The organism is Mucilaginibacter sp. L3T2-6 (assembly GCF_030519355.1).
Taxonomy (GTDB): Bacteria; Bacteroidota; Bacteroidia; order Sphingobacteriales; family Sphingobacteriaceae; genus Mucilaginibacter.
In genome coordinates this window covers 32,070-50,980 of the sequence record NZ_JAUMKC010000022.1, presented here as the reverse complement: position 1 = coordinate 50,980, position 18,911 = coordinate 32,070, and the positions used below count along the sequence as shown (strand labels likewise).

Here is an 18,911-nt window from a genome sequence, read left to right as displayed (position 1 = left end):
AAAACCATCAACATCAAATTATTTTTATGAGCGAAGTTAAAAATGTTCCTGCCTATATGGGAGGATATATTGAATTGCAGCTGCACGCAGGCAAGGAATATTATCCTAACCTGTTACGGTTGAACACAGGCCGCAATGCATTGGAATATATTTTAAAACAAAAGGCCTATGAAAAAATTTACGTGCCGTTTTTTACCTGTGATGTTTTATTTGAACCCATTCGCAAGCTGGGACTTTTACACCAGTTTTACTCAATTGATGAGAATCTCGACCCGATCATCAATTTTGAAATTGAAACTTATGCATGCTTTTTGTATACAAATTATTTCGGAATCAAACAAAATACTGTAATCGACTTAAGCAACCGTATCAGTAACCTTATTATTGATAACAGCCAGGCTTTTTTCTCTGAGCCATTGCCAGGTATTGATACATTCTATTCGTGCCGAAAGTTTTTCGGTGTTCCCGATGGGTCTTATCTGCAGATCAGCAAAAAATCACACCGTAAACTGCCGGTTGATGTATCGTTTAACCGTTTTTCGCACCTGATAAAAAGCATTGACCTTGGCATTGAAGCAGGATACGCTGACTATAAAGCGAACAACCATGTGCTTTGCAATAATAATATTATGGCGATGTCAAACGTCACCAGGAAGCTGTTGTCAGGGATTGATTATGCTGAATGTGCGAGGGTAAGGAAACGGAATTTTAATTTTCTGCATAAACATTTAAAAGACAAGAACCTCTTCAAGTTCGATTTTCCTGATGATGAATCGCCAATGGTTTACCCATTTTTAGCGGACGACCGGCAATTAAAGCTGCACCTGATCCAGAAAAAGATATATGTGGCCACCTACTGGCCTAACGTGTTTGAATGGACTACCACCGGGATGTATGAAAACTACCTCGCCCGTTGTTTGGTGGCATTGCCTATTGACCACAGGTATAGCCTGTCTGACATGTTTTTTATGTTAACCATCCTAAAGCAGTTTATATGATCATTTCGATATACATCAGGCCCCTGGTTATTGAAGATGCCCTAACCTCATTTGCCTGGCGAAACGATCCGCAAATATGGACGTATACCATGAAAAAAATGACCAGGTACATAACTGCGGAAATTGAAACGGCCTGGCTTCAGGGCATTCTCGGACAGCCAGATCAGGCAAATTTTGCTATTTGTGTTAAGGAACTCGATACTTATATTGGTAATATCCGGCTCGTGGATATCAAAGACAATAGCGCCGAGATCCACTTGTTTATTGGCAATAAGTTATACTGGCGTAAGGGTGTTGGCTACCAGGCCATAATGCACATACTCCGCCACGGATTTATGGAATTAGAACTCGAAAATATTTGGCTAAGGGTACACCCTACAAATATAGCCGCGTTACATGTTTATGAGAAAGCAGGGTTCGAAATTACCGGCCACGACAATGAATTTATCATAATGAATATTGCAAAACCTAAATTTCTTGCAATGGAAGACTTACATAAAAAATCCTGAATTTTTAAACTATTGTTTTATGACAAAGATTATCACTATCCGCGATAGGGCGGAATGGACATACTATGTCCGAAGGGCAGCAGAATTTGATTGTTACCATACATGGCATTACAACTCGCTTGAAAAAAGCGGCGATCCGATAATGTTCGTTTACCAGCAACACGATGATTTTATTGCAGTGCCGTTGGTTGCAAGGCCTGTTCCGGGAACAATTTACTCTGATCTAACCTGTGTGTACGGTTTCTCGGGGCCAATCTCCAACAGAAAAATGGATGAGCTTGATGAGCACCTGGCGGATAGTTTTAAATCGGCATTTATGATTTATCTGCAGGAGGAGAACTATGTTTCTGTTTTTTTAAGGCTCCACCCATTTTTTAAGCAGGGTAACCTTTTGGAAAGGTTTGGCGGCGTACACGACAATGGCCGCGTAGTTGTTTTGGATTTATCGTTGAGTTTAGAGGAACAACGACAACGATATAGCCCAGCTGTAAGAGCACAGATCAGAAAAGCCCGAAACCGGGGCTTTACTGTAAAAGAAGAAAAAGGGCCGGAGGCAATTGATTTATTTATAAGCATCTACATGGAAACGATGCAGCGGGTTGATGCATCTGAATATTATCTGTTTAATCATGAATATTTTCATGAATTATATGAGAGCGACGAGTATGATACCCGCGTCTTAATCGTGTACGACGGCGATGAACCAATTGCCGGCACCATGATAATGTTTACAAACGGAATTATACAGGCCCACCTGGTAGGCACCCGCAGGGAATACCTTAAATACAGCCCCACCAAATTTTTAGTAGATGAGATTACACAAATGGGCAGGAGGGATGGCATGCGCTATATGAACCTGGGCGGCGGGCTCAGTTTTAAAGAGGATAGCCTTCTCCAATGGAAATTATCTTTCACAGATAATACCCTCGGCTTTAAAACCTGGCGCTATATTGCCAATGCGCCGGTGTATCAGCTGCTATTGAACGAAAAAGGGATCGACGAGAACACCGGGGTTGATTTTTTCCCTTTATATCGTTATGCGCAAATACCACAACTTACTAATTCGCATTCGCTATGATTTTACACTTCAAAAACCTTTTGTTCCAGGAGAAATTTCACTCCCGCTGGCTGGTTTTCACAACTGATATGGCAATTGTGGTTCTGTCGCTTTGTCTTTCATTCTTCTTGAAAAATAAACAAAACCTTTCGCCTGACAACGCATACTACATAATTTTTTATAGCGGCAGCGCGGCTATTGTTTTTTTGCTGATGGGCATACACAGACGTATTGTAAGATATTCGAATACACGGGATATGCTCCGGATCATTGCCGCGGTTTTACTAAGCAATACCATGTTTCTGGCAGGTTGCAAATTATTGTTTGCCTCTTATTTCAGGTTCAGCTTTCACGATCTGGATGATATTATTCTAATAAACTTCTTTATTTCAGCATCGTTATTGATGGCCATGCGGATTACTGTAAAAGACGTGTTTATGTATGTTGATACGCCCCTGGCGGCTGACCAGGATAATATTCTTATTTATGGCGCCGATTCGACGGCTATCCTGATTAAGAGGGCCGTTGAAGCTCAAAAGGGTGCAATAACCCATGTTAAAGGCTTTGTAGATTCCGGGCCTGATAAGCTATATAAATGTATTGAGCAAAAGCAAGTTTACCCGCTGAAGGCAATAGAAAGTTTAAAGCGAAGGTTTGCTATAAAAAAAATGCTTGTCACCAATGAAGAGCTGACGACTGATGGTAAAAAAGAGGCGATTGAAAAATGTATAGAATTGGGTATTAAAGTGGTAACTGTCCCACCCGCAGACCACTGGCTAAATGGCCAGCCTAATTTGAACCAGTTTGAAGACCTGAAGATTGAGGACTTGTTAGAACGGGCGCCAATTGTTTTACACAAAGATCACATTCTTGATGACCTGAAGGGGAAAAGAATTTTGATTACCGGCGCCGCGGGCTCGATCGGTTCGGAAATAGTGCGGCAGGTGCTGGGTTATGAACCGGCATGCATTATACTTTGTGACCAGGCCGAAACGCCCCTTCACGATATACAGATGGAAATTGAAGATGGGGAACATGCTAATAGAACAAGCATATTTGTTTGTGACATTCAAAACGCCCAAAGGGTAAGGGCCCTGTTTGATTTACACAGGCCCCAGATAGTCTTTCACGCTGCTGCGTACAAACATGTGCCGCTGATGGAAAATAATCCTGCCGAGGCGGTGCTTACCAATATTTGGGGAACTAAAAACCTGGCCGATATATCAGTTATGTATGGGGTAGAAAAGTTTATCATGATCTCCACTGACAAAGCGGTAAGGCCAACCAATGTTATGGGCGCGTCCAAGCGTATTGCCGAAATGTATATTCAATCACTAAACAGCGCTTTAACTGCCAATTATCCTTTTAATAACGAATCTCCAAAAGCGGCATTTCGTCAAACAAAATTTATTACCACCCGGTTTGGCAATGTACTTGGATCAAACGGCTCCGTTATTCCACGATTTAAAGCGCAAATTCAACGCGGAGGGCCTGTTACTGTTACCCACCCCGAAATCACACGCTATTTTATGACTATCCCTGAGTCGGTACACCTGGTTCTTGAAGCGGCAGTAATGGGAAATGGCGGTGAGATATTTCTTTTCGACATGGGCGAACCTGTAAAAATAGCCGACCTGGCCGCTAACATGGTTAGGTTGGCTGGCCATATACCCGGCGAGGATATAAAAATTGTTTTTACCGGCTTGAGGCCGGGCGAAAAACTTTACGAAGAATTGCTGAATAAAGAAGAAGAAATTATACCAACGTACAATAAGGACATTAAGATTTCTAAAACCATACCAAATTGTTATGCGGAGGTGAATAGCACTATCAACGAACTAATGGAGCTGAACATGGATAACAATACTGACCTGGTGGTGCTAAAGATGAAATCGATCGTACCTGATTTTATAAGCAATAATTCGGAGTTTGAAAAACTTGATGCCAGAATTTTAAATGCCGCTGTTTGACCTGCTTTCTGTTCGCAAACCTTATCACCCTGATAATTCATTCTAAACAATAATTAAAACAATACATAATGAAAGAAGATGAGTGGATGGTTAGCATTTGCTGTACAACCTATAATCACGAAAAATTTATCGCACAAACAGTGGAAAGTTTTTTAATGCAAAAAACAGATTTTAAATATGAAATTGTTGTAAGCGATGATTGCTCAACCGACCAAACTTTACAAGTGCTTAAAACCTACAAGCAAGCATATCCTGATAAGCTAAAAGTGTTGGCGGCTCCGCAAAACACCGGGGCGCACCGTAACATGATTAAAACTGCCACTGCCTGTAAAGGTAAGTATGTAGCGGTGTGCGATGGTGACGACTATTGGACAGATCCCCTTAAGCTTCAAAAGCAAGTTGATTTTTTAGAAAGAAACCCGGAATATGTTATTTGCTGTCATTATACACGCGTTATAGATGCGGATAATAATACGTTACATGTAAGCCCAAACCCTGTGCCCCTGGTATATACCTACCACGACCTGCTGGTTGGAAAACAGGCTGAAACCAAAACAGCAACGGTGGTATATCGAAATATCCCGGCGGTGAACCAGATTTTTGAAAAACCCTGGTACGTTAAATGTCATGCAGGGGATAAGCTGCTCAAGATATTCGCTACATTTATTACGGGACGTAAAATTTATGTAATGCCCGAGGTAATGAGTTGCTACCGCAATCACACCGGTGGCATATGGAGCATGATCAGGAACGACGCAAGGATGGAGAAGATGATCAGCGATTTTAATCTCATTATTACAAACTTTACCTACCAGACCGTTCACAAGAAAAAACTGCTGTTGTTATACGTAAAGAAATACCTGCTGTTTGAACTAAGAAAGTTAAGGGTAGCTAAGGCTTACAACACAGTAAGATATCTGTTACGGGCAGTTCCTTTTGTCGTCATTGTTAATTACATCGTCACGTGATGGATTTAACTTTATAGCTACCTAACTATCACAACTAGCCGATCACTTTTAATAATCAACTGCCGTTATGCTTTTTTGCCGCCGAATCAACCGGCCAAACAGGTACAGCTGCAAGGCTTTCTGTGCTTCATCTGGTAACCGCCAACCAAAGACAGCGTTTACAATCAAAAGGCCTTTAATCACGCTTAATTATGCAATATCAAAGTTTTGTTATCAGAAATAAAACAGAATGGGATGCTTATACAGAAAGATCGTTAATGCACGAAATTTTTCACACATGGTATTATTACTCATTGAACACCGAGGGTGAACCGCTTCTGTTTGTGTATGAAACTGATGGCCTTTTTATAGCCCTGCCGTTAATTAAAAGAAAAATAGAAAATTCATCTTTTTGTGATATGACGTCGGCCTATGGGTATTGCGGTCCCTTTTCCAATATCAACCTTGCTCAATTACCGTCAATAGTAGCTAATCAATTTAAGACCGCGTTTATAAATTTTATGACCACGCAAAATGCTGTTTGCATTTTCGCGAGGCTGCATCCCTTTATCAATCAACAGCACATATTACAAAACATTGGTGGTGTGCGACCAAATGGAAGTACGCTCTATATCGATTTGACCAAATCCGCGGAAGAGCAGCGAGATAAGTATGATAAAAGGCTCGCCCGGCAAATAAGGAAGCTGCGTGAAAAAAATTATACCATAAAAGAACTGAACACTGCCGACGGTATCAAAAACTTCACGAAAATGTATTGGGAAAATATGAAAAGGGTGAATGCGTCGGCACATTATTATTTTGACGAGCAATACTTCGCAAATCTTCTTAACGCAGAGGGATTTGAAAACAAACTGCTGGCCATTTATAATGGCGACGAACTTATTTGCGGTGCTCTCCTCTTAATTTCCGGTGAGATAATCCGGAATCATTTATCGGCAACCTCTCCATCATATCTGAAGGAATCTCCCAGCAAATTGTTGACAGACGAGATAAGTGTGATCGGGCGCAGGCTGGGAAAGAAAATTTTTCACTTAGGCGGTGGCCTGGGAGGGAAACAAGACTCGCTGTTTGAATTTAAAAGATATTTCTCAAAGCTGGAACTGGCAGACCAGATATGGTGCTATGTTAACGATGCAGACGCTTATAATAACCTTGTTTTAAACAGACGCGATGAAGTTTATTATGAACAAAATTACTTCCCATTATACCGGAAGCCGGCAAACCAAACCCAACCGTACATTTCGAGCATTGAAGTATCAGATTAAGTTTGATACGGCCCTAAATTAAGTTAACCCTTTTTTAATTAAATCATGAAAAATAAATTAAGCTACCCTAACACCGACCTCGCTGCATTTGATGAAATTATGGCAGAGTATGGCTGGATTGTTTATGAAGACGCAGTGGACGACACGTTAATTAATAAAATTGCCGATTCTCTTGAGCCGTCTTATGAGGCACGGCGCAAAATTCAGATTAAAAACGGAATAGCTGCCGCGATGAACGGCACGCTGCACCACCTCGTCGAAAAAGATACTTTTACCATGGAATTCCTGGAAAGAAATTTTTGCGCTGCTCAAATCAGGCATTTTCTGAAGGGGAATTATATCCTTAACTCATTGGGGGCCGTTATAAATTTAAAAGGCGACATGCCTTACGTTCAAAATGTTCACCGGGATATAAGGAGCTTTACCGGCGACTACAAATTAATGATCCAGATGATGGTGATTTTGGACGACTTTACCCTTGAAAATGGCGCGACCTACCTCTTATCAGGCTCTCATAAACGCGAAGAAAGACCGACCGACGATTATTTTTATAAAAATGCCGACCGCGCCGTAGTTAAAAAGGGTAGTATTATCTTGTTCGATTCGAACGTATGGCATGCAACCGGAAAAAACAATACCGATGGAAAAAGAAGGACGCTGACTATGGCCTTTACCCGCCCTTTCTTCAAGCCCCAGCTGGATTATCCTCGATCGTTAGGTTATGAATATGGAGAGAGTTTGAGCGAAGACCTGAGACAGGTTTTAGGCTACAATGCCAGGATTCCCGAAAATCTGGAAGAATACTATCAGCCTGTTGAAAAAAGAATGTATCAGCCCGGCCAGGGTTGAACAGCATTGCTTAGCATTAAGCCGAAATAGGGCCCCTGATTGTACTTATTCTGTTTTGCGCCTGTCTATTCCTTAGGTTTCAGTACAAGTATCTTCAATCATAAGGGCCCTTTCGCATTTAAAACCCCCACCCTTAGTATAAATCCTAACGCCGTTTTTTTTTCCGGTCTCTCAGTCAGCAGGCCGCCCGTAACAACTCCAAAATCATCTCTGCAAACCAGTTTTTAACACCAATTCTGCCACCTCTTCACCCACCAAACTCCCCATAGCCACTCCCATGCCATTGCAACGTACCGCGCAATAAACATTTGGCGCAACCTGCTTAACTATCGGGCTGATGTCCTCTCCAAAACCCATAATACCGCTCCACCAATAATCGACTTCGAAATGCTGACCCGGCAGGATAACCTCTTTTAAATAGGTTATCAATTGATTTTTTACCTTTTCTGTGTGGCCGAAATCCCAGGTTTGCTCGGCAGCGAAATCTATATTGCGCCCGCCACCAAATAGCACCCGCCCATCGATATTTCTGAAATAATAATAACCTTCATTAAAATGGTAAGTGCCCTTCAGCTTCAGACCGGGAATCGCTTTGGTTACCAACACCTGTCCACGGCCAGGGGTGACCTTCAGTTCCGGAAACAGCTGGTTCGCAAAGGCATTGGTCGCCAGTATTACTTTTGGGGTTTTGAATGTTCCCTGCGAGGTAAGAAGTGATACGCCAGTACCCTCATTTTCTATTTTTTGAATTTCGCAATTATTCAAAATGATTACACCCAGACTTTGTGCTTTATTCAGCAACGTCCGCATCATTTTGCCGGTATGTAGTTGGCCCTCATACCGGTTATAAATCATGTGGCTGACTTTATGAAAACCAAAGTCTGCAATTTTGGCATTGGCCACTGAATAAATGTCGCTTGAGCCGATTGCCTTCCCCAGCAGATTGTTAAAATATGTTAATTGTTCAATGCTTTGCCGGGCTGTTTCAGCCTCGCCGTTCATAAACAATTCATACCCGCCGTTTTGCTGGTAATCAATATTTTTGTCCCCCAGGTTCTGTCTTAATCTTTGTAAGCCCCGCCACTTGTAGTCTACCATTCGCAATACTTCCGCTTCTGACGAGCGCTTTAAATAGTATAACTGCTCCGAAACTGTCCCAAAACAGGCAAAACCGGCATTTTTGGTGCTTGCGCCCGTAGGTAAAAAACCGCGTTCCAATACTAATACATTCAACCAAGGCTGCTGTTTTTTTAGATGAAGCGCTGCATTGAGGCCAACCAGTCCGCTACCGATGATGATCGCATCGGTATTATCGATAAATGCAGTTCGTTCCCAGTATGAAAATGTATTTCCTTTCAAGACGTTATTGTTTTACGGAATGCTTTTTGAATTGATGAATCAGCTAGTAGTAAGCAGGTCAAATATAAAAATTGCAACCGGACTTATAATTGGCTTAGATACTTAAAACTTAATAATATGAATCACATAGCGATGTTTATAGGCTACAATTCAGCCTGGTTTTTAATGATAGTGATCGCACTGGTGAGCTTCATTGTCCAGTGGCGTTTTAAAAGCAAATTCAATCAATATGCGGAAATACCACTGTTGTCAGGCTTGTCGGGCAAAGAGGTGGCGGAACGAATGCTGCGCGATAACGGCATTTACGATGTACAGGTAACCTCAGTTGAAGGACAGCTTACCGACCACTATAATCCAGCCGATAAAACGGTTAACCTTAGCCCCGATGTTTATAACAGCCGTAGTGTGGGTTCGGCTGCAGTTGCGGCTCATGAGTGCGGTCACGCGGTGCAGCATGCAAAAGCCTATGCCTGGCTGAGCTTCCGTTCGGCCATGGTGCCGGTTATTAATGTTGCGTCAACCATAACACAGTTCACGCTGTTTATTGGTGTGCTGCTGTTGTTTTTTGCGCACAGCCCATGGGTTTTGGCAATTGGAGTGGCCGCCCTGGCGTTAGTTACCACTTTCAGCTTTATAACGCTTCCGGTAGAGTTCGATGCAAGTAACCGGGCATTGGCGTGGCTGAATAATAATTACAACGTTATGCAAACCCGCGAGGAACACGAACAGGCAAAAGATGCCTTATGGTGGGCTGCGATGACCTATGTAGTCGCGGCATTAAGCGCTTTGGCTACGCTTGTTTATTATGCATCTTTTCTGTTTAACAGGCGAGACTAAGCCTGTCTTCTAACCAAAAGACGAGCGAAGCAGAAATTTCAGGATTTTGGCATGATATAAACGATGTATCATGCCAAATCCGGTATTTGCCGTCGGATAGTTTATTATTACAATTTCTCCCCCTGCAATTGTCACTTTCTCACCTCACGTCCCGCTGTTATTTCGTACTAAGTTTGCATTAGTTAATCAATCTAAACACAAACTATACAAAAAATGGAACCAGCAATCTCTAAAGGTCAATTATGGACAGGCCGCGTACTAAGTGCAATAGTTGTATTATTTATGTTATTTGATGGCATAATGAAGTTTATGAAACCAAAAATAGTGGTTGACACTACCCTTCAACTGGGTTATGCAGAACATCATATCTCCGTTATTGGATTTCTGGCGGTATTGTCTGCTGTGCTTTATGCAATCCCCCGCACATCGGTTTTAGGAGCAATCGTATTAACAGGCTATTTTGGCGGCGCGATAGCGACAAATTTCAGGCTCGATCTATCACTTTTTGGTAATGTGCTGTTCCCGGTTTATTTGGCGGTATTTGCATGGGCGGGGCTTTGGCTAAGAAATTTAAGGCTGCGGGAGCTTTTTCCTTTAAGCAGGTAATCCCCTCTCTTTAGAAATAATACAAACAAGCGCCCGCCGAGTCAGATCGGACGGGCGTTTGTTTTTGCACGGGTTGAACGCCCCATTAAAGAAATACCGCTTTTTTACCTGCGCATTATAAAACAACATTTACATTTGAGTTATATAATCCTATCTGCTATGCGAAGGACAAACTGGTTTGAGCGGGGGTTCCCGCCGATTACTGATAACGGACTATTGCCCGGAATAATTGAACGCCTTGAAGGTACTCCGGCCCGCCTTGCTGAAAAGGTTAAACACTTTACGCAAGACTTTAATCCTCAATCCGCAGATGGCAAATGGTCATTAAAGAAAGAGATAGGCCACCTGGCGGATATCGAATCGCTGTGGTTTGAACGGCTCCAGCAAATCATCGCCGCCGATCAGGATATGAAGGTTGCTGACCTTACCAACCGCAAAACACACGAAGCCCCGCATGATTCGAAGAACTTTGAAGAACTTATCGCTGAATTCAGGCCGCTTAGAGCGAAATTTGTTGCAGCACTACGAGCCCTCGGGGAGGAGGATCTGGAAAAAACATCGTTGCACCCAAGGTTAAAAACGCCAATGAAGGTTATCGATCTGGCATTTTTTGTCGCCGAGCATGATGACCATCATTTGGCCCAGGTTAGTGCCTTGGTGATGCATTAAGCATTCCCGTCCCGGAAGCCCGGGAATGTCATTAAACTATTATTTATCCGGCGGTCAGAAATTCATTGACCAGCTCGACAAACAGCAGCGGTATCTTGCTCTGCGAACCCCACGACATCGCTTCGCCCATGTAGCTGCCATGAGTACCCGGCAATATAGCCAAACGGCTGTTTTGAATGAGGTGATGCATTTTTGCAACGTGTTCCGGCGAAGGAAGATCCTGATCGCCTATCACAATTAATGAGGACGCTTTTATTGAGCTTATCTCTTCGTCGGTCCAGCCCTTAAAATTAGCCATACGCTGCGCGTCTTTTTTGAACATGTTCATCAGTCCTGACTGGTCCTTTATTTTTAGGTATTCATCTTTATAGATTTGAGGCATATCGCTGAATTTTGGGTCTTTAAAGCCTTCCCAAAATGCTTCGGGAACGGCATCGCGGCTATAAAAAGCAGAAGCAATAATAAGTTTATTTACCCTGTCGGCATGTTTCATCCCCATTACCATAGCGGTTTGGCCGCCATTGCTGAAACCGAAGATGTCGGCCTTTGGTATGTTGAGTTGTTTTAATAACTCTGCCACATCCGCTGCATCCTGATCGAATGTTTCCGGTGCGTCCCGGTCGCCGGTGTGGCCGTGTGCCTGCAGCTCTACTGCAATTACCTGGTGTGTTTTTGCAAGCTCAGGCAGTATGGCGCTAAATGTTGTTTTTATGGTAGAGCCACCGCCGTGCAGCAGTACCAACGGGTAGCCGCTGCCGTGTATCTCGTAATACATTTTTATGCCGTTTATATCGGCATATTTACCTTCTGCATTTGAATTTGATGCTTTCATTGTCATTAAGCTTAAAATTAATATTGCAAAACGTTTCATTGGTTTCCAGGTTATTTCATTCCTTCAAGGTAAACTTCCAGTTTGTCCACATTTTCTTTTTGACCTTTTTCAGCCTGGTATTTTTTGGCCACTGCTATAAAGTCTTCACGCGAATCAAAAAGCATGTGCCATGTTAGTCTGGTTTGTTCGCCGAGATCTTCAAAATCAATGGTGGCTATTATATGCGGATAGGAGGTATGTTCGTAAACTATCCTTTTATTCGTTATTACTTCTAAAAAAGTACTTTCATTGGGGTAAGCCATGCCGTCCGGGCCGTGCATCACCAGGGTCCATTTGCCGCCGGGCTGAAAATCCATAACGCTGATGGTATTTGTAAAACCCGAAGGGCCCCACCATTTTGCAATATGCTCCGGTTTTGACCACACCTCCCAAACCAATGCAACGGGTGCGTTAAGTGTCCGTGTTAATAAAAGCTCCCTGTCTGCCGTACTGTTATTCCTGTTTTCCATATCGTTCTTTTTTTAGTTGTTCTATATATTGTTCCATTCCGTCAAGCTTATTTTCCCAATGCCGGCGGTATTGGTCTACCCACGCCGATACTTCGCTCAGTTCCTGCAACTGAGCTTCGCAAACCCGTTCGCGGCCCTGCTGCGTAACCTTAACAAGTCCGCAATCAATTAAAATTTGTACATGCAGCGATATTGCTTGCCTGGTTACGTCAAATTTTTCGGCAATGGTATTTACGTTGTGAGGTTGCGTGGCTATCATGTTAATAATAGCCCGGCGGGTAGGGTCAGCTATGGCCTGGTAAACGTCTCTTCTTGTTTTCATAATTATGTGCAAGCTTTTGCTTGCTCAAATATATATGCAAGTATTTGCTTGCGCAAATTTATTTTCATTTTCATTGGTGATTGCTGTAGTTGACTTTTTCTCAAACAAAAACCGCGGGTTTTTATTAAAGTATAATGAAAAAAGAAAATTGGCTACTAGCCACGCTGGCCGGCGCAGGCATAGGCGCAATAGTTTATAGCCTGTTGGCAAGAGATTTCCCTGCCGGCGCTGTTCCAGTAAAACCATTTGATATGAACCGCTACTTGGGCAAATGGTACGAAATAGCCCGCCTGCCTAATTCAGTTGAAAAGAACCTGAAAAATTTAACTGAAGAATATTCTGCTATTGGCGATGGTAAATTTAAGGTTGTTACCAAAGCCTATAATTTCAAAAAGAATAAATGGAGACGAGCAACCGGCACCATCAAATTTGGGGGGGGCCGCAGGATGTGGGTATGCTGATGGTATCCTATTTCGGGCCATTTTATCTTTCATATAATGTCCTGGCTATTGATGCTGACTACCGTTATGCCCTTGTGTCAGGGAGCGGGTTGGATTACCTTTGGATACTATCCCGCGAAATGACGATACCTGACGATATTAAATCCCGGTTTTTATCGCTAGCCTGGAAGACCGGATTTAAGGTGGAAGAATTGGAGTGGGTGTGAAGATATTTTGCCTGATCGGTGAATCAATTTCCAAATCGGTGCAATCCTTAAAATAACTATCTTTGCACCGAGGTAAAAATTGGATAAGGTAAAAGTTCTCGAGAAGTATCTTCCACCTGATGCAGCCCCGCTGATCGGTCGCTGGATTGACTACTTTAAATGTGAATTCAAGATCTCGCGCAATCGCGGCACCAAGTTTGGCGACTATCGTCCGCCGCATGGCGACAAAGGGCACCGCATATCGGTAAATTTTGATCTAAACCCCTACGCTTTCCTGGTGACTACAGTTCACGAGTTTGCTCATTTGCATACCTGGAACGAGCACAAACATAAAGCAAAACCGCATGGTACTGAATGGAAGCTTAATTTTAAGCGGATGATGCAACCTTTTTTTGAAAAGGAAGTTTTCCCCGCTGATATTAAGCGCGCTATTGTGAGCTATTTGAATAACCCCGCAGCTTCCAGTTGCTCCGACCTTAATTTGTATCGGACCCTGCGTAAATATGATGTACCTAAGGAATCGGTAATTACGGTTGAGAAGCTACCCATCAAAGCGATGTTTAAACTGAAAGACGGCCGCATATTCCGAAAGGAAGAGAAACTGCGCAAACGTTATAAATGTGTTGAAGTGAGTTCACAACGGGTTTATTTATTCAGCCCGGTAGCCGAGGTTGAATTGATTCCCGATTAATACTTATGGAAAATTCTATATTGATTGAAAAAACCGCAGCCTTTGTGCAGCAAACTCTGAAGGATGCCGAGGGCGGGCATGACTGGTGGCATATCAACCGGGTATGGCAGAATGCTAAACGTATTGCTGAAACTGAGTCGGCAGATGGGCTTATCGTTGAATTGGCTGCCCTGCTGCACGATATTGCCGATGCTAAGTTCTATAACGGGAATGAAGAAATTGGTCCCAAATTAGCCGGCGAGTTTTTACGCAGCCTGGATGTTAAGGAAGCCGTTATTCATCATGTTCAGCAAATCATCAGGCACATTTCTTTTAAGTCAGGGTTTGAAAAGAAGGAATTTCACTCCCTTGAGCTCGACATTGTGCAGGATGCCGACCGCCTGGATGCCATTGGCGCCATCGGTATAGCGCGCGCTTTTAACTATGGTGGTTTTAAAGGCCGTGAACTTTATAATCCGGATGTAAAACCTAATCTTAACATGACCAAGGAGGAATACAAGAACTCAAAAGCGCCCACCCTCAATCATTTTTACGAAAAATTACTGCTGCTTAAAGACAAGATGAATACTACGACCGGTAAGAAACTTGCTGAACAACGGCACAATTTCATGTTGGTTTACCTGGAGCAATTTTATTCGGAGTGCTAATAGATGGAAAATTCAAGCTTAAAGACATATTTGAAGTTTATTTTTAGGCTTGCCTAAATTTATTATTAGATTTGCTTAAATAAAATTGAAAAATCTCTCTATGAAAAAACATATACTTGTTCTTTTTGCATTATTTTTCGTCCTCGGGGAAACGAGTCGTGCACAAGATTCCGTAAAGCAGGAGCGCTTTAGCTTTCATTTTCAACAAACCATTATTACTCAATATAAACCATCATTTAGCGCAAATTATAGTGGTTTAAATAGTCTTTCGACAGGGGAAGAAACACAAAGCTCACTTACCTCGACATTTTTTGGCGGCGCACGGCTTTGGAAAGGTGCCGAAGCTTATTTTAACCCGGAAATTTCGGGTGGTTCGGGCTTAAGTAAAACCCTGGGTGTGGCTGGCTTCCCTAACGGCGAAACCTTCCGCGTAGGCGCCGCTGAACCAAAAATCTACATTGCAAGGCTTTATCTGAAGCAAAATTTTGAGTGGGGCGCCGAAAAAGACACGCTACAGCCTGATGCCAATGTTCTGGGCGGATTGCGAAGCAAACGCTATTTTTCGTTAACTGCCGGTAAATTTGGCATGGCTGATTTTTTTGATCGCAATGAGTTCAGTCATGACCCACGGACACAATTCATGAACTGGGCCTTGATGGACAACGGCGCCTGGGATTACCCTGCTAATACCCGTGGCTATACCATTGGCGGTGTGGCAGAACTTGGTCAGCCGAGCTGGACTTTGCGCTTTGCTTTTACCATGGTGGTAACCCAAGCCAATTCCTCCACCTGGGATGCCAAAATCGGCAAAGCCAATACACAAACGCTGGAATTTGAAAAACGATATACGCTGGATGGGCAAAAAGGAACCGTTCGCCTGCTGGCTTTCCGGAATAACGGAAAGTTCGGTAATTACAACTCGGCCATCGCGGAAAATCCTGCAGCGCTAAATGTTGATACTACGCAGTTGTATGGTCGTCATAAATACGGCTTTGGTGTAAGTGCCGATCAATATTTAAGCAATGACTTTGGCGTTTTTGCCAAAGCAAGCTGGAACGACGGGCATACCCAAACCTGGTTTTTTACCGAGATTGACCGCTCATTGACATTTGGCGGCGTGCTAAAAGGAGTTTCATGGAAGCGTAGTGATGACGAGTTAGGCCTGGCCTTTATTGGCAACGGCCTATCCGGTCCGCATAAAAATTATCTGGCTGCCGGCGGTTATGGATTTTTAATTGGCGATGGCAAACTCAATTATGCACCCGAGGTGATAGCTGAGCTTTACTATAAATTGAATGCTTACCAGCAGAAATTTTTTATAACGCCGGATTACCAGTTCATTTTAAATCCGGGTTATAACAAAGACCGGGGACCGGTAAATGTATTCTCGATAAGGGCGCATGTGGAGTTTTAGTTTGGATGTATAGTTGAAAATGATATGCGAATGTGCGACCAGGCAGACCAATCAATGTCTTGATTTTCACAGCATATTAGAACATCAAAAATCTGCCTATTAACTCAGCGCTTCACAAACTTCTTTAACGGTCTCGCTTACCGGCTTAAACTCGATCCCGATAGCTGCCTTGATTTTTGAGTTATCGTAATTACGTTCCATGCTTGCTGCCTGGGCTGATATTTTATCGATAGCAGGCGGGTTACCCGTTAATGCGCTGGCAATTTTTGCGACCCGCCACGCGACGGCCAGCATCCATGACTTGGCCAGGGTTGACGGTCGTTTTACGCCAAAGCAATCTGCAATTTCGGCTGTGAGGGATTTGTAATCACGGTTTTCGCTGCTGATGATGAAGCGTTCCGCAGTGATATCGCTATTCATAAGAGTTATCATACAACGGGCCACATCCTGAACATCAACAAAGCCGCAGGTGCCTTCTGTATAAAATTTTAGCCCTTTGCGGACAGTTTCGAATAGTTGTCCGCTGCCTGCAGTCCCTGCATTGGGGCCGATAATGATTGTTGGATTAACAACAACCGCATCCAGACCCTCGGCTATGCCGCGCCATACTTCCATCTCGCTTTCCAGTTTCGAAATAGCGTAGCCGTCGGTTTCAGTAGCCAGGTCGAGATGATGGTTTTCGGTTATCAGGTCGCCGGGTTTGGCAAGGCCGATTGCAGCCACCGAGCTTACATGCAGCAGCTTTAGATCCTGCTGCAGGCACAGGTTCACCAAATTCGCGGTACCTGTTATGTTGGTATAAATCATCTGCTTTTTATCAGCCTCTTTTAATGAGACCCAGGCGGCACTATGGTAGACCTGCTTTACGCCTTCAAGCGCGGCTTCCAGTGCAAAGATGTCGAGCAGGTCAGCATTTACCCATTCAATCTGGCTGCTAAATGCCTGAAGTATGGAGGGAATAGCCGAACTTGTACGTTTGGTGCAGCGTATGCAATGGCCTTGCTGCACCAATTGCAGCGCTACTTCTGAACCTAAAAAACCCGTTGCCCCGGTAACTAATATCATGTTTTGATCTGCCGCATCGGGATAATCAAAGCGGTGCGCAAATGTAAGCTAAGATTCGTAGGATTAAAAGATTGCAGGATTTTAGAACTTCATTTTCTTTTGTTCCTTTCAGACTTTGCTAACTTTCCCGACTAACAAATGACACTACTTCCCGTGGTTTTTAGGTAAATTTGCCTTTACATTATGACCATAACACGCGAACAAGTTTTACAAGCCCTGGGCAATGTTGAGGAACCTGACCTGAAAAAGGACTTGGTGACCCTAAACATGATCCAGGACCTTCAGATAGAAGGTAACCGGGTAAGTTTTTCTGTGGTATTAACTACGCCGGCATGCCCATTGAAGGCAATGATTGAGAATGCCTGCCGCAACGCTGTACTTCACTTTGTGAGCAAGGACGCTGAGATACACATTAACATGACCTCGCGGGTAACCTCGCAGAGGAATACCGGAGTGCCGGGTGTCAAAAATATTATTGCGGTAGCTTCTGGTAAAGGCGGCGTGGGCAAATCTACCGTAGCGGTAAATCTCGCGCTTGGCCTCGCAAAAACCGGGGCAAAGGTTGGCCTGATCGATGCGGATATTTATGGACCGTCAATTCCTATTATGTTCGGCCTGGAAAATGCACGTCCGCAAGCAAGTGAAGTAAACGGAAAAACACGGATTGAGCCAATTGAAAAATATGGTATAAAGTTACTTTCAATAGGCTTTTTTACCGACCCTAACCAACCTGTGCCGTGGCGCGGCCCAATGGTATCAACAGCAGTAAAGCAGTTATTTAACGATGCTGACTGGGGCGAACTGGATTACCTGGTAGTCGACCTGCCGCCAGGAACCGGGGATATCCATATAACCGTTACACAAACATTCCCGGTAACCGGCGCGGTAATTGTAACCACCCCGCAAAATGTTGCTCTCGCCGATGCTAAAAAGGGAATAGGCATGTTTATGATGCCGGCCATTAATGTGCCGCTGCTGGGCGTAGTAGAGAATATGGCATACTTTACTCCGGCGGAGTTGCCCGAAAATAAGTATTATATCTTCGGGCAAGGGGGGGGCAGGAAACTTGCGGCCCAATTGGATGTGCCGTTTTTAGGTGAAATCCCCCTGGTGAAGGGCATCAGCGAAAGCGGCGACCAGGGCAAACCGATCGTGCTGGACGAAGAAAGCCTAATGGCCAGAGCATTTATAGAAATGGCTAAAAGCGTGGCACAGCAGGTGGCCATAAGCAATGCAAAGGCGTTTGAGAAAACCACAGCCGGCCAATAATTACGTGTAACTACGGACGAGCCAAAGGCGTTAGTGTTGTTACTCAAATTAAAAATATTTAGTAATTTTACTTTATAAAATAGCGAAAATGAGTTTATTAGACCAGGTGGAAGCAGCTTTAGATACGATAAGACCGTATTTGCTGGCAGATGGAGGGAACGTTTCGGTTGAGGAGATTACGTCTGAAAGTGTTGTTAAGCTAAAATTGCTTGGCGCCTGCGGCTCGTGCCCGATGAGTATCATGACGCTGAAAGCAGGCATTGAGGAAGCGATTAAAAAAGCTGTACCGGAGGTTAAAGCCGTAGAAGCAATAAACCTGACTGATATAGATGACCCGAATGCGGTGCTTCCTGAAAATATGCGGTAGTGTTAAGTTTTGTTAAATAACAGACCGCATTGCTGCAATAA

22 protein-coding genes are annotated in these 18,911 nt (G+C 43.5%); 17 read left to right on the top strand and 5 right to left on the bottom strand.

The window, feature by feature from the left end; all coding sequences use genetic code 11:
• The first annotated feature begins 26 nt into the window (after window positions 1-26).
• From Q3W13_RS20450 to Q3W13_RS20420, 7 genes are all read left to right on the top strand, one after another.
• On the top strand, window positions 27-998 hold the full coding sequence (locus Q3W13_RS20450; RefSeq protein WP_302867068.1) for a hypothetical protein: 972 nt from the start codon (window positions 27-29) through the stop codon (window positions 996-998).
• Entirely contained in the window at window positions 995-1,507 is a 513-nt protein-coding gene (locus tag Q3W13_RS20445; RefSeq protein WP_302867067.1) for a GNAT family N-acetyltransferase, read from the top strand. The genes Q3W13_RS20450 and Q3W13_RS20445 overlap by 4 nt, the downstream gene beginning before the upstream one ends.
• Window positions 1,508-1,526: 19 nt before the next feature.
• Entirely contained in the window at window positions 1,527-2,585 is a 1,059-nt protein-coding gene (locus Q3W13_RS20440) for a GNAT family N-acetyltransferase (RefSeq protein ID WP_302867065.1), read from the top strand.
• Window positions 2,582-4,534, top strand: coding sequence for a nucleoside-diphosphate sugar epimerase/dehydratase (locus Q3W13_RS20435; RefSeq protein WP_302867063.1), 1,953 nt, complete (start codon window positions 2,582-2,584; stop codon window positions 4,532-4,534). The genes Q3W13_RS20440 and Q3W13_RS20435 overlap by 4 nt, the downstream gene beginning before the upstream one ends.
• A 68-nt stretch (window positions 4,535-4,602) precedes the next feature.
• Window positions 4,603-5,502 carry a glycosyltransferase gene (locus Q3W13_RS20430; RefSeq protein WP_302867062.1) on the top strand — a complete coding sequence of 300 codons (900 nt, stop codon included), beginning with the start codon at window positions 4,603-4,605 and terminating at the stop codon, window positions 5,500-5,502.
• A gap of 191 nt (window positions 5,503-5,693) precedes the next feature.
• Complete coding sequence (locus tag Q3W13_RS20425) at window positions 5,694-6,767, top strand: GNAT family N-acetyltransferase (protein ID WP_302867061.1); 1,074 nt, start codon at window positions 5,694-5,696, stop codon at window positions 6,765-6,767.
• 45 nt (window positions 6,768-6,812) lie between these two features.
• Complete coding sequence (locus Q3W13_RS20420) at window positions 6,813-7,616, top strand: phytanoyl-CoA dioxygenase family protein (protein ID WP_302867059.1); 804 nt, start codon at window positions 6,813-6,815, stop codon at window positions 7,614-7,616.
• A 204-nt stretch (window positions 7,617-7,820) separates the two neighbouring features.
• On the opposite strand, the gene Q3W13_RS20415 is transcribed toward Q3W13_RS20420, so the two are convergent.
• Window positions 7,821-8,975 carry an FAD-binding oxidoreductase gene (locus Q3W13_RS20415; RefSeq protein ID WP_302867057.1) on the bottom strand — a complete coding sequence of 385 codons (1,155 nt, stop codon included), beginning with the start codon at window positions 8,973-8,975 and terminating at the stop codon, window positions 7,821-7,823.
• 117 nt (window positions 8,976-9,092) lie between these two features.
• On the opposite strand from Q3W13_RS20415, the gene Q3W13_RS20410 reads away from it, so the two are divergent.
• The 3 genes from Q3W13_RS20410 (at window position 9,093) to Q3W13_RS20400 (ending at window position 11,087) form a co-directional block, all read left to right on the top strand.
• Window positions 9,093-9,812, top strand: coding sequence for a zinc metallopeptidase (locus Q3W13_RS20410; protein WP_302867055.1), 720 nt, complete (start codon window positions 9,093-9,095; stop codon window positions 9,810-9,812).
• A gap of 213 nt (window positions 9,813-10,025) precedes the next feature.
• Window positions 10,026-10,418: a DoxX family protein gene (locus Q3W13_RS20405; protein WP_302867054.1), complete on the top strand. Its 393-nt coding sequence runs from the start codon at window positions 10,026-10,028 to the stop codon at window positions 10,416-10,418.
• A 159-nt stretch (window positions 10,419-10,577) separates the two neighbouring features.
• A complete protein-coding gene (locus Q3W13_RS20400; RefSeq protein ID WP_302867052.1) occupies window positions 10,578-11,087 on the top strand; it encodes a DinB family protein in 510 nt (169 codons plus the stop codon).
• A 43-nt stretch (window positions 11,088-11,130) separates the two neighbouring features.
• On the opposite strand, the gene Q3W13_RS20395 is transcribed toward Q3W13_RS20400, so the two are convergent.
• From Q3W13_RS20395 to Q3W13_RS20385, 3 genes are read right to left on the bottom strand one after another with little or no spacing between them, the layout of a single operon-like run.
• A complete protein-coding gene (locus Q3W13_RS20395) occupies window positions 11,131-11,919 on the bottom strand; it encodes an alpha/beta fold hydrolase (RefSeq protein ID WP_302867051.1) in 789 nt (262 codons plus the stop codon).
• A gap of 50 nt (window positions 11,920-11,969) precedes the next feature.
• Window positions 11,970-12,428 (bottom strand): SRPBCC family protein, encoded by a 459-nt coding sequence (locus Q3W13_RS20390; protein ID WP_302867049.1) that lies wholly within the window; start codon window positions 12,426-12,428, stop codon window positions 11,970-11,972.
• The gene (locus tag Q3W13_RS20385) at window positions 12,412-12,750 is read right to left on the bottom strand and encodes a helix-turn-helix transcriptional regulator (protein ID WP_302867048.1); all 339 of its coding nucleotides are present in this window, start codon (window positions 12,748-12,750) and stop codon (window positions 12,412-12,414) included. Before Q3W13_RS20385 ends, Q3W13_RS20390 begins: the two co-directional genes overlap by 17 nt.
• A gap of 134 nt (window positions 12,751-12,884) precedes the next feature.
• Here Q3W13_RS20385 and Q3W13_RS20380 point away from each other — a divergent pair, with 134 nt between their 5' ends.
• From Q3W13_RS20380 to Q3W13_RS20360, 5 genes are all read left to right on the top strand, one after another.
• Window positions 12,885-13,211, top strand: a complete 327-nt coding sequence (locus Q3W13_RS20380) for a lipocalin family protein (protein WP_302867047.1) — start codon at window positions 12,885-12,887, stop codon at window positions 13,209-13,211.
• Entirely contained in the window at window positions 13,151-13,417 is a 267-nt protein-coding gene (locus Q3W13_RS20375) for a lipocalin family protein (protein ID WP_302867045.1), read from the top strand. The genes Q3W13_RS20380 and Q3W13_RS20375 overlap by 61 nt, the downstream gene beginning before the upstream one ends.
• Before the next feature lie 79 nt (window positions 13,418-13,496).
• Window positions 13,497-14,108, top strand: coding sequence for a SprT-like domain-containing protein (locus Q3W13_RS20370; protein WP_302867041.1), 612 nt, complete (start codon window positions 13,497-13,499; stop codon window positions 14,106-14,108).
• A gap of 5 nt (window positions 14,109-14,113) precedes the next feature.
• The gene (locus Q3W13_RS20365; RefSeq protein ID WP_302867040.1) at window positions 14,114-14,755 is read left to right on the top strand and encodes an HD domain-containing protein; all 642 of its coding nucleotides are present in this window, start codon (window positions 14,114-14,116) and stop codon (window positions 14,753-14,755) included.
• A 100-nt stretch (window positions 14,756-14,855) separates the two neighbouring features.
• Window positions 14,856-16,169 carry a carbohydrate porin gene (locus Q3W13_RS20360; protein ID WP_302867038.1) on the top strand — a complete coding sequence of 438 codons (1,314 nt, stop codon included), beginning with the start codon at window positions 14,856-14,858 and terminating at the stop codon, window positions 16,167-16,169.
• Between the two features lie 99 nt (window positions 16,170-16,268).
• On the opposite strand, the gene Q3W13_RS20355 is transcribed toward Q3W13_RS20360, so the two are convergent.
• Window positions 16,269-17,234, bottom strand: a complete 966-nt coding sequence (locus Q3W13_RS20355) for an NAD-dependent epimerase/dehydratase family protein (RefSeq protein WP_302867037.1) — start codon at window positions 17,232-17,234, stop codon at window positions 16,269-16,271.
• Between the two features lie 183 nt (window positions 17,235-17,417).
• Here Q3W13_RS20355 and Q3W13_RS20350 point away from each other — a divergent pair, with 183 nt between their 5' ends.
• Both Q3W13_RS20350 and Q3W13_RS20345 read left to right on the top strand, forming a co-directional pair.
• Complete coding sequence (locus Q3W13_RS20350; protein WP_302867035.1) at window positions 17,418-18,503, top strand: Mrp/NBP35 family ATP-binding protein; 1,086 nt, start codon at window positions 17,418-17,420, stop codon at window positions 18,501-18,503.
• 88 nt (window positions 18,504-18,591) lie between these two features.
• Complete coding sequence (locus Q3W13_RS20345; RefSeq protein WP_302867032.1) at window positions 18,592-18,870, top strand: NifU family protein; 279 nt, start codon at window positions 18,592-18,594, stop codon at window positions 18,868-18,870.
• Window positions 18,871-18,911 lie beyond the last annotated feature (41 nt).

What these genes read in the sequence shown, in the direction of transcription:
- Q3W13_RS20450 (WP_302867068.1), top strand. Translation starts at nt 27, where the DNA reads ATGAGCGAAGTTAAAAATGTTCCTGCCTATATGGGAGGATATATTGAA.
- Q3W13_RS20445 (WP_302867067.1), top strand. Translation starts at nt 995, where the DNA reads ATGATCATTTCGATATACATCAGGCCCCTGGTTATTGAAGATGCCCTA.
- Q3W13_RS20440 (WP_302867065.1), top strand. Translation starts at nt 1,527, where the DNA reads ATGACAAAGATTATCACTATCCGCGATAGGGCGGAATGGACATACTAT.
- Q3W13_RS20435 (WP_302867063.1), top strand. Translation starts at nt 2,582, where the DNA reads ATGATTTTACACTTCAAAAACCTTTTGTTCCAGGAGAAATTTCACTCC.
- Q3W13_RS20430 (WP_302867062.1), top strand. Translation starts at nt 4,603, where the DNA reads ATGAAAGAAGATGAGTGGATGGTTAGCATTTGCTGTACAACCTATAAT.
- Q3W13_RS20425 (WP_302867061.1), top strand. Translation starts at nt 5,694, where the DNA reads ATGCAATATCAAAGTTTTGTTATCAGAAATAAAACAGAATGGGATGCT.
- Q3W13_RS20420 (WP_302867059.1), top strand. Translation starts at nt 6,813, where the DNA reads ATGAAAAATAAATTAAGCTACCCTAACACCGACCTCGCTGCATTTGAT.
- Q3W13_RS20410 (WP_302867055.1), top strand. Translation starts at nt 9,093, where the DNA reads ATGAATCACATAGCGATGTTTATAGGCTACAATTCAGCCTGGTTTTTA.
- Q3W13_RS20405 (WP_302867054.1), top strand. Translation starts at nt 10,026, where the DNA reads ATGGAACCAGCAATCTCTAAAGGTCAATTATGGACAGGCCGCGTACTA.
- Q3W13_RS20400 (WP_302867052.1), top strand. Translation starts at nt 10,578, where the DNA reads ATGCGAAGGACAAACTGGTTTGAGCGGGGGTTCCCGCCGATTACTGAT.
- Q3W13_RS20395 (WP_302867051.1), bottom strand. Translation starts at nt 11,919, where the DNA reads ATGAAAGCATCAAATTCAAATGCAGAAGGTAAATATGCCGATATAAAC.
- Q3W13_RS20390 (WP_302867049.1), bottom strand. Translation starts at nt 12,428, where the DNA reads ATGGAAAACAGGAATAACAGTACGGCAGACAGGGAGCTTTTATTAACA.
- Q3W13_RS20385 (WP_302867048.1), bottom strand. Translation starts at nt 12,750, where the DNA reads ATGAAAACAAGAAGAGACGTTTACCAGGCCATAGCTGACCCTACCCGC.
- Q3W13_RS20380 (WP_302867047.1), top strand. Translation starts at nt 12,885, where the DNA reads ATGAAAAAAGAAAATTGGCTACTAGCCACGCTGGCCGGCGCAGGCATA.
- Q3W13_RS20375 (WP_302867045.1), top strand. Translation starts at nt 13,151, where the DNA reads ATGGAGACGAGCAACCGGCACCATCAAATTTGGGGGGGGCCGCAGGAT.
- Q3W13_RS20365 (WP_302867040.1), top strand. Translation starts at nt 14,114, where the DNA reads ATGGAAAATTCTATATTGATTGAAAAAACCGCAGCCTTTGTGCAGCAA.
- Q3W13_RS20360 (WP_302867038.1), top strand. Translation starts at nt 14,856, where the DNA reads ATGAAAAAACATATACTTGTTCTTTTTGCATTATTTTTCGTCCTCGGG.
- Q3W13_RS20355 (WP_302867037.1), bottom strand. Translation starts at nt 17,234, where the DNA reads ATGATATTAGTTACCGGGGCAACGGGTTTTTTAGGTTCAGAAGTAGCG.
- Q3W13_RS20350 (WP_302867035.1), top strand. Translation starts at nt 17,418, where the DNA reads ATGACCATAACACGCGAACAAGTTTTACAAGCCCTGGGCAATGTTGAG.
- Q3W13_RS20345 (WP_302867032.1), top strand. Translation starts at nt 18,592, where the DNA reads ATGAGTTTATTAGACCAGGTGGAAGCAGCTTTAGATACGATAAGACCG.